Annotated in this window: 8 protein-coding genes and 2 pseudogenes; 5 read left to right on the forward strand and 5 right to left on the reverse strand. The window is 68.3% G+C overall.

Annotated features, from left to right (window positions below):
• Positions 1–110: 110 nt before the first annotated feature.
• Positions 111–1,985, reverse strand: coding sequence for a Na+/H+ antiporter (locus RM423_RS16585; RefSeq protein ID WP_311424157.1), 1,875 nt, complete (start codon positions 1,983–1,985; stop codon positions 111–113).
• 129 nt (positions 1,986–2,114) lie between these two features.
• Here RM423_RS16585 and RM423_RS16590 point away from each other — a divergent pair, with 129 nt between their 5' ends.
• Both RM423_RS16590 and RM423_RS16595 read left to right on the forward strand, forming a co-directional pair.
• Entirely contained in the window at positions 2,115–2,699 is a 585-nt protein-coding gene (locus RM423_RS16590; protein WP_311424158.1) for an isochorismatase family protein, read from the forward strand.
• Positions 2,700–2,747: 48 nt separating this feature from the next.
• Positions 2,748–3,149, forward strand: coding sequence for a PPOX class F420-dependent oxidoreductase (locus tag RM423_RS16595; RefSeq protein ID WP_311424159.1), 402 nt, complete (start codon positions 2,748–2,750; stop codon positions 3,147–3,149).
• Here the strand turns inward: RM423_RS16595 and RM423_RS16600 are convergent.
• Genes RM423_RS16600 through RM423_RS16615 form a run of 4 tightly spaced genes read right to left on the reverse strand, consistent with a single transcriptional unit; the run spans position 3,104 to position 6,299 of the window.
• The gene (locus RM423_RS16600; protein ID WP_311424160.1) at positions 3,104–4,246 is read right to left on the reverse strand and encodes an ABC transporter ATP-binding protein; all 1,143 of its coding nucleotides are present in this window, start codon (positions 4,244–4,246) and stop codon (positions 3,104–3,106) included. The two genes, RM423_RS16595 and RM423_RS16600, sit on opposite strands and share 46 nt — an antisense overlap.
• Complete coding sequence (gene modB, locus RM423_RS16605) at positions 4,243–5,055, reverse strand: molybdate ABC transporter permease subunit (protein ID WP_396327752.1); 813 nt, start codon at positions 5,053–5,055, stop codon at positions 4,243–4,245. Before modB ends, RM423_RS16600 begins: the two co-directional genes overlap by 4 nt.
• Positions 5,052–5,840: a molybdate ABC transporter substrate-binding protein gene (gene modA / locus RM423_RS16610; protein WP_311424162.1), complete on the reverse strand. Its 789-nt coding sequence runs from the start codon at positions 5,838–5,840 to the stop codon at positions 5,052–5,054. The genes modB and modA overlap by 4 nt, the downstream gene beginning before the upstream one ends.
• Before the next feature lie 45 nt (positions 5,841–5,885).
• Positions 5,886–6,299 (reverse strand): TOBE domain-containing protein, encoded by a 414-nt coding sequence (locus tag RM423_RS16615; protein ID WP_311424163.1) that lies wholly within the window; start codon positions 6,297–6,299, stop codon positions 5,886–5,888.
• A gap of 241 nt (positions 6,300–6,540) precedes the next feature.
• Between RM423_RS16615 and RM423_RS25715 the strand changes: the two are divergent.
• The 3 genes and pseudogenes from RM423_RS25715 to RM423_RS16635 all read left to right on the forward strand — a co-directional run bounded on the left by RM423_RS25715 (position 6,541) and on the right by RM423_RS16635 (position 8,450).
• Positions 6,541–7,427: pseudogene (locus RM423_RS25715) on the forward strand (aminoglycoside phosphotransferase family protein).
• A 133-nt stretch (positions 7,428–7,560) separates the two neighbouring features.
• Positions 7,561–8,010 (forward strand): annotated as a pseudogene (locus tag RM423_RS16630) (SRPBCC family protein); the annotation flags it as partial.
• Positions 8,011–8,027: 17 nt separating this feature from the next.
• Positions 8,028–8,450 carry a phosphotransferase family protein gene (locus tag RM423_RS16635; RefSeq protein ID WP_311424166.1) on the forward strand — a complete coding sequence of 141 codons (423 nt, stop codon included), beginning with the start codon at positions 8,028–8,030 and terminating at the stop codon, positions 8,448–8,450.
• The last annotated feature ends 110 nt before the right edge of the window (positions 8,451–8,560 follow it).

Raw genomic sequence — 8,560 nt, forward strand, 5'->3', positions numbered from 1 at the left:
AAGACTGAGAATGGCCCGCCTGCACATGCAGGCGGGTCATTTTTTTGTTCTGCAGGCTCGTTTTTTGTTCTGCAGGCTCGCCATCGACTTTGTCGGGTCGCGCTACCGAGTCAGCCCAGCAGTGAGTCCACGTAGCACCAGCGCCAGGCCTCTCCCGGTTCGACGCTGCGCATCACCGGGTGCTCGGTCTCCACGAAGTGCTTGTCCGCGTGCTGGCCCTCCGATGAGTCACAGCAGGCCACGTGGCCGCAGCCCAGACACATTCGCAGGTGCACCCAGCTGAGGCCCTCGTCCACGCACTGCTGGCAGCGGCCGGGAGTGTCGGGACGGGCGGTGCGAGGCGCGTGATCCAGGTGCTCGCATTCGGCACCGATCCGGGCTCGCAGCGGTTCGTCGCGGCCAGGCTCGTCCTCGCCCTCGTCGAAGCGGTCGATCAGCGACTCCTCGAGGTCCAGCACCCGCATCACCGACTGCAGCACCTCGTGGTCCAGCACTCCGGAGTCGCGGACCTTCAGCAACTCCTGGCGCTCGGCCTGCAGCATGCTCAGGCGCAACCTGCGGTAGTGCTCGCTCGGGGTCAACAGCGAGGACTCGTCCGGGCCGAGTCGCTCCCATACCGCATTGACCTGCTGGCCGACCCGCTGGCGCAGGCTGTCCACGACCTCGACCGGAGTGTGCTCGTCGGAGTTCTCGTCCAGCACCACCAACCCGGCATTGGCGACCCGCTGCATCAGCCCCGCCTCTTGCAGGGCGTCCTCGGCGCGGCTGGGACCCCGAAGGTCCAGCCAGCGCACCAGCCACGGCAGTGTCGTCCCCTGGAACAACAGCGTGCCGCCTACCACCGTCAGAGCCGCCAGGATCAGCACGTCGCGGTAGGGAGTGTCAGCCGGGATGAGGAATACCGCGGCCAGTGTCACGACGCCTCGCATGCCTGCCCACGAGATGACGGCCGGGTACTCCCACGGTGGGGACGGGTCGGCCACCCGAATCCGGCGGCTCAGTATCCGTGGCAGGTAGATCGCGGGGAACACCCAGATCGGGCGCAGCAGCACGACCGCCGCGAAGATAGCCACGCAGGAGCCGATGAGCTGCCAGTGGTTGAGATCCGCCCGCCAAGCATTCTCGATGATGACCCGGACCTGCAGGCCGATCAGCAGGAACACCGAGTTCTCCAGCAGGAACTCGATCGTCCGCCAGTTCACGCGTTCAGAAATCCGGGACGCCGCACTCTGCCAGGTAGGCGCGCGGTGGCCCAATATCAAGCCGGCCACCACCACCGCGATCACGCCGGAAGCATGGATCGCTTCGGCGGGTAGGTAGGCGATGAAGGGCGCCAGAAACGACAGGGTGGTATCGAGCACCGGGTCGGTGATCTTGCGCCGGAGAAAGCCGAGTACCACCGCAACCACGATGCCTACCGCCACGCCGCCACCCGCGGCCAGCAGGAAATCACCAGCCGCGTGCAACAGGCTGATCGAGCCTGCCGCGGCGGCGATGGCCGTACGCAGGACCACCAGGGCGGTGGCGTCGTTGAACAGCGATTCCCCTTCGAGAATCGTGACGATCCGCCGCGGCATGCCCACCCGCCGGGCTACCGCGGTGGCCGCCACCGCGTCAGGCGGAGCCACCACCGCGCCGAGCGCCAACGCCACCGCGAACGGGATCGGCAGCAGGAGCCAGGCCACCGCGGCGACGCCGAAGCTGCTGAACAGCACCAGCCCGACGGACAGCAGGCTGATCGATCGCCGGTTGACCCTGAAGTCCACCAGGGACGTCCGGATAGCGGTCGTATAGAGCAACGGCGGCAGCAAACCCAGCAGCACCAGGTCCGGGCTCAACGCCACGTCCGATACGAACCAGAGATAGGAGCCTGCGATCCCGGCCAGCGTGAGCACCAGCGGTTCGGACACACCGAACCTGCGAGCGCCCGCGGCGAGAGCGGTTGCCACGGCGACCAACACGACAAGGCCGACGGCAATATGCACGTCACCATCCTGCCAGGTTCGACGTCGGTGACGTGTTCTGCTGATTTCCACCAGTCACCCGCTCGATGCGGCTGTGCCCACGGATTAGGGTCGAGCAGTGTCACCCCACACCGGACGAGAGGAACTCCGATGCCACGGTCCCGCGCGTTGCTGATCGTCGATGTGCAGCCGACCTTCTGCGAGGGCGGTGAGCTTGCCGTCGCCGGTGGCAATGCGGTCGCGGGCCGGATCGCGGACTACGTCCGGGCCGGCCGTGGCGACTACGCCCTGACGGAGACGAGCCAGGACTGGCACGTCGACCCCGGATCGCACTTCTCCGACCATCCCGACTTCGTCGACACCTGGCCGCCGCACGGCCTGGTGGGTAAGCCCAACGCCGAACTGCACCGGGACGTGAGTGCGGCCTTGGCTCCGGCCGGTGCCGACGTGACCATCAAGAAGGGCCTGCACCAGGCGGCGTACTCCGCCTTCGACGGGACGGACGCCGAGGGCCGGTCGCTGGCCGAGGTGCTGGGAGCCGCGGGCATCGACGCGGTGGACGTCTGCGGCATCGCCGAGTCGCACTGCGTGCGGGCCACCGCCCTGGACGCTCTGAGGGCCGGGCTGCGGGTGCGGCTGCTCACCGACCTGACCGTGCCGGTCACCGAGGAGTCCGGCGCGCAGGCCAGGGCCGACATTCAGGCCGCCGGCGGCGAACTCGTCAGCGTCGGCTAACTGGAATGTCGGGGCGGGTTGGTCAGCCCAGCCGCTAGCGTGATCGGAATGGAGAACTTCGAGCACCTGCGGCGGGCTGACACGGTGCTGCTCACCACTCGGCGCAAAGACGGCCGGACGGTGGACACCCCGGTCAATGTCGCGATCGACGAGGCCGGCAACGGCTACTTCCGCACCTGGTCCACTGCGGGCAAGGCGCTGCGCATCCGCAACTACCCCGATGTCCGGGTGGCGCCCTGCAGCCGCCGCGGCCGGCCACAGGGCTCGGACCAGCCCGCCGTAGCCACCCTGCTCACCGGTGCGGACGAGCGAACGGCCAGCGCTGAGCTGGCGCGCAGGTTCCCGGTGATCCATGGCGTCCTGGTGCCGCGCCTGCACCGGTTGCAGAAGCACCGCACGGTGTACTACCGGTTGACCCCCACCGAGGAGCCGACGTCCTGGCGGGTATGATCGGGGTAGGGATAGACGTCGAGTTCGGTGGCTTTCGCCGTCAGCCACACTGATGTTCCCTCGGCCAGGGAAAGTTCTGCGACCGCCGCCGCGGTGATGTCCACCAGAGCGTCGGGATGCCCTGCCACAGAGACCCGGACCCGGTCGGTGAGCAGCTCCATCCCTTCAACGACGCCCCGCCAGACGTTGCGGTAACTGGAATCGCGCGGTTCGGTGATATGCAGGGCGATCGCAGTGGGAGCCAGCGCCACCAGCACCCTGCCAGCTACCGGGGTCTCCGAAGCGGAAACGAGCGTTCCGCCACCGTCCAAGCTGACCGTGACCGCTCCGCTTCCGCCCGACGCGGCTCCGGCGTACAGATTCAGGCCGACCAGCTTGGCGACGTACCGGGTCGCCGGGCGGCGCGCTACCTCGCCGGGACTGCCCTGCTGCACGATGCGGCCCTCTTCGAGCACGAGGAGCCGTGAGCACATCACCATGGCCTCGAGGGGATCGTGCGTCACGAACAGCGTCGGCCCGCCGAAGTCGGTGAGGTGCCGGCGCAGCTCTGCCCGTACCGACCAGCGAGTTTCGGCGTCCAGCGCGGCCAGCGGCTCGTCCAGCAGCAGCAGTGACGGCTCGGTGGCAAGCGCCCGAGCCAGGGCGGCACGTTGGGCCTGGCCGCCGGACAACTGCGCGGGCTTGCGCTCGGCCAGTTCCGCAAGCCCCAGCCGGGTGAGCCACTCCGCTGCGGTGCCGCGCGCAGCAGCGCGACCAGCCCCTTGCCGGCGCGGGCCGAAGGCGACGTTGTCCCGCACGGACAGGTGCGGAAACAGCCGGTAGTTCTGAAACAGCAGGCCGACCGGGCGGCGTTCCGGCGACACGAACACACCGGCCGCCACGTCGTCCAGGGCGGCGCCGCCCAGCGTGAGACGTCCCTCGGACAGTTCCGTCAACCCCGCCAGGGCGCGCAGCAGCGTGCTCTTGCCGGCGCCGTTCGGCCCCAGCACGCCGAGAACCTCACCCGGAGCCACCGCGAACCGCACGTCGAGGTGAAATCCGCCACGCCGCACCACCGCGTCGACCTCCAGCCCCGTTACCTGCGGCAGCCCGGTCACAGCCCGCCGCCCGTCGGAAGCCAACGATTGCGCAGACCGACCAGCACCGCGACGGCGACCGCGAGCAGCACCAGACTCAGCGCGATGGCCGCCTGCGGATCGGTTTCGAGCGCGTTGTACACGGCCAGCGGCATGGTCTGGGTGGTGCCGGGATAGTTGCCGGCAAAGGTGATCGTCGCCCCGAACTCACCGAGCGCGCGGGCCCAGCAGAGCACCAGCCCGGCCAGCAGCGACGGTGTGACCAGCGGCAACGTGACCGTGCGCAGCACCGCCAGCCTCGAGGCGCCCAGCGTCGCCGCGGCCTCTTCCAGCCCCAGGTCGGCCGAGCGGAAGGCGCCTTCCATGGTGATCACCAGAAACGGCATCGCGACGAAGGTCTCGGCCAGCACCACCCCGGCGGTGGTGAAGGGCAGCGTCAGGCCGAACCAGGCGTCGAGGTACCGGCCGAGAATCCCATTGCGCCCAAAGGCAAGCAGCAGCGCCAGGCCACCGACGACGGGCGGCAGCACGAGCGGCAGCATCACCAGCGCGCGGAGCACAGTGACACCCCGGAAGTTGGCTCTGGCCAGCACCCACGCCAGCGGAACCCCGAGCAGCAATGACACCGCAGTCGCGGCCGTGGCACATTCCAGCGACAATCGAAGCGCGGTCAGCACCTGACTGTCGGACAGCAACCGGCCCAGGCCCCGCCACGGCGCGCGGACGAGCACGGCCAGCAGCGGCAGCAGCATAAAGGCCAACCCAAGCGCAGCCGGCACGGCCAGGAGCACCGGCGCTGGACCGCCCCGGGCGCGGGTAGACCTGGTCACGGCTGTTGAAACCCGGCCGCCTCCAGCACACTTTTGCCCTGCGCTGACTGCACAAAGGCCAGAAACGACTTCGCCCCGTCCGGGTTCTTCGCCTTGGTCAGCGCCGCGATCGGGTAATCGGTGGAGGCATTGAGTGAAGCGGGGATCTCGATCCCCTTGACCTTGGCCCCAGCGGCACGCACGTCGGTGCGGTACACCACTCCGGCGTCGACCTCATTGAGCTCGACCTTGGTGAGCGTCGACTTGACGTCCGCCTCGAGGGTCACCGGTTTGACGCTCACTCCCGCGTGCGAGAACACCGCCACGGCCGTCGCACCGCACGGCACCTGAGCCTGGCACAGCGTCACCTTCACTCCCGGCTTCACCAGATCACGCACGGCGGTGATGCGAGCGGGATTGCTTGGTGGAACCGCAATCTCCATGTCGTTGCGGGCAAAGGTCACCGGGTTGGTGGCAGAGCCGCCGCTCGTCACCTGCGTCATGTTCTTGACCGAGGCGGACGCGAACACGTCGGCCGGCGCACCGGCATTGATCTGCAGTGCCAGCGCCGAGCTTGCGCCGAAGTTGAGCTTCACAGTGGTGTTCGGATGTGCGGCCTCGTACCGTGCGGCCAGCGTGCTGAACGTTTCCTGCAGCGAGGCCGCGGCGAAGACGGTGACCGTGTTGGCCCCGGCCTGTGCACTACCGCCTGCTGCGCTGGCGTGCTGACTACCGGCGCCGCCCGAGCCGCAGCCGGCCAGCAGGCAGAGGCCAAGGCTTGCGGTGATCGCGCGCAGTCCGCGCATGGCGTGCTCCTCGAGTGTTGTGACGGTTCAGGTATCGGCTGCTGGTCAGGGCTGTTCGGGAACCTCGATGACAACGTTGGTCGCCTTGACGGACGCGATCGCGAGCGAGCCGGGCTCCAGCCGTAGTTCGTCCGCGGCCTCCCGGCTCATCAGCGACACCACGCGGTGCTGTCCGGCCTGGATCTCGACCTGCGCCATGACAGTGTCCCGAACCACCCGGGTGACCAATCCGGTGAACCGGTTGCGCGCCGACTCGCTGACGACCGCCGGCAGCGGCGGGCGCTCCGCGGCGGCGGCCAGTTCCTCGGCGAACCGGGCCAGCTCCGCGCCGTCGATGGAGCGCCGGCGGCCGGTCGCCGCGGTGGTGGTGGCCAAGCGCCCGGTGTCGCACCAGCGACGGACGGTGTCGTCGCTGACCCCGAGCAACTCTGCTGCCTCGCGGATGGTGAAGCTCGCCATGTCGGGAACTATAGCCGCAGTTACGGTTGCGCATGGGTCTTATTCCCGCTTCTGCGGAACTGCCGCCGATCTGAGTTGGCGTCCGCTGCTACAGCCACCGCCGACGGCACAGCTCGCTCGGCTACCAGGCCCAGCGGTCTACGCTGCTGCCTGCACCCACCGATGGGCGGCTCCGCCACGAAATGGATCCGTTCGCGGCGTCCGGCCTTTCGGATGCATGCCAGGAACCAGAGGATTATCCATGGACGAGGTGAAGTTCGAGCAAGGCCTGGTGCGCGCACTGCTGCGCGATCAGCATCCGGATCTTGCGGACCTCGAACTGCGCAACGTCGACGGCGGTTGGGATAACCAGCTGTGGCGCCTCGGGGAGGAACTGGCCGTCCGCTTGCCGCGCACCGAGCGCGCTCCGGCTCTGCTGGACATTGAGCGGACCTGGCTGCCGACGTTGGCCGAGCGCCTGCCGCTGCCAACGCCCACCCCGGTGCGCGCTGGCAAGCCTTCGAGCCTGTTCGAGCACACCTGGACGATCGCGCGCTGGGTCGAGGGTGAGCCGGCCGATCGTGCGCCGATCACGTGCATCGAGTCGGCCGATATCCTCGCGGGGTTCCTGCAAGCGCTGCACCACCAGGCACCGGCTGAGGCCCCGGCCAACCCTTCGCGCGGCATCCCGCTGGCCGGATTGCAGCGGGGGTCGACGGCTGGTTCGAGCTGATTGCCGACTACGCGGACGCTGAGGCCGCGCGGCAGGTGTGGGACAACGCTGTCGCAGCACCCGCCTGGCAGGGCGCGCCAGTCTGGCTGCATGGTGACTTGCATCCAGCGAACGTGGTCGTCCGGGACGGGATGCTCGCTGGGGTGATCGACTTCGGCGAGCTGTGCGCAGGCAATCCCGCGACTGATCTTTCAGCCGCCTGGATCCTGTTGCCCGCCGGTGCCGCCGGTCGGTTCTTCGACGCCTATGAGCGGGCCGACGGAGCCACGATCACCCGGGCCCGCGGCTGGGCTGTGCTGCGCGCCCTGAACCTGATCGCAATCGGGCAGAACGGCAGGCTTGGTCTGCCCGGAGGCAAACCGACGTGGGAACCAGCAGGCTACGCCACGCTCGAACGGGTTCTGGCGGCGAGCTGACCGCGGTTGCGCGTAAGCGTGGTTCCCGCCCGCTCCTCGACCATTGACATGTGACCGATCGGTCACCTATCTTTGGCGGCATCCCCCTTCCGTCCGGCGCGCAGCGCTGACTGAACCGACTTGGAGAGCCGACATGGAGAAGATCTTCGAGATCTACATCCGCACCACGCCGGAACGACTCTGGCAGGCAATCACCGACAGCGAGATTCGCGGCAAGTTCCAGTTCGGCAATCGGGTGACCTCGGACTGGACGCCCGGCTCACGCCTGGAGGTGAGCAATCCCAAGGCTCCCGGACTGCTGGGAGAAGGCGAGAACCTCGAGGTAGACCCGCCGCGGCGGCTGGTGCAGACCATGGTCGCGCTATGGGGCGAGGACGTGAAGAGCGAGGGAACGTCGCGGATCACCTGGGAGATCGAACCGATCGCAGCGGACTCGTGCCGTCTCACCGTCACCCATGACCAGCTCCGCGAGGGCGCCAACAACCAGCTCTACGGCGGCTGGCCCATGATCCTGTCGGGATTGAAGACCTGGCTCGAAACGGGCGAGGTGCTCACGACGCCCGGCTCGCTGATGTACGGCTGACTGCTTGGATGGGCGGCGTGGACCTGCATTCGACCGAGAGAGCCGCGGACTCCTTCCAGCAGCCGGTGACGGCGGCGGAGATCCGGGCGCTGTGCCGACGCTCCCTCGGTGCCGACGTGCGGGTCACCGCTGCCACCGAGATCGGCGTGGGGACGTACAACAGCACTTATCGCCTTGACCTGGAACGGCTGGACCTGGAACGGGAAGCTCCGGTCGTCCTGAGGATCGCCCCGACTCCGGCACGGCAGTCCCCAGCTGCCCGTGACGCCATGCGCAACGAGTACGCGGCGGCCCCCTTTCTGGCCCCGTTGGGCTTGCTGGTTCCACGCATCCTCGCGGCCGACTTCACCCATCAGCTGATCGATCGCGACTACATGGTGCAGACGCTGCTGGCCGGCGTGCCGGCCAGTACCGGCCTAACCGTAATACCGTTCAGTTAGTGGGTTGTGATCTGGTAGATGGGTGGGTGTTGGGGTCGGGGCCAGGTGGCGTGGTGGGCGCGTTTGACGTGCCATTTGGGCATCTTTCTTTTGATGACGCGGGGTTGGGC

Source organism: Jatrophihabitans lederbergiae (genome assembly GCF_031845305.1).
In the GTDB taxonomy this organism is placed as follows: domain Bacteria; phylum Actinomycetota; class Actinomycetes; order Mycobacteriales; family Jatrophihabitantaceae; genus Jatrophihabitans_A; species Jatrophihabitans_A lederbergiae.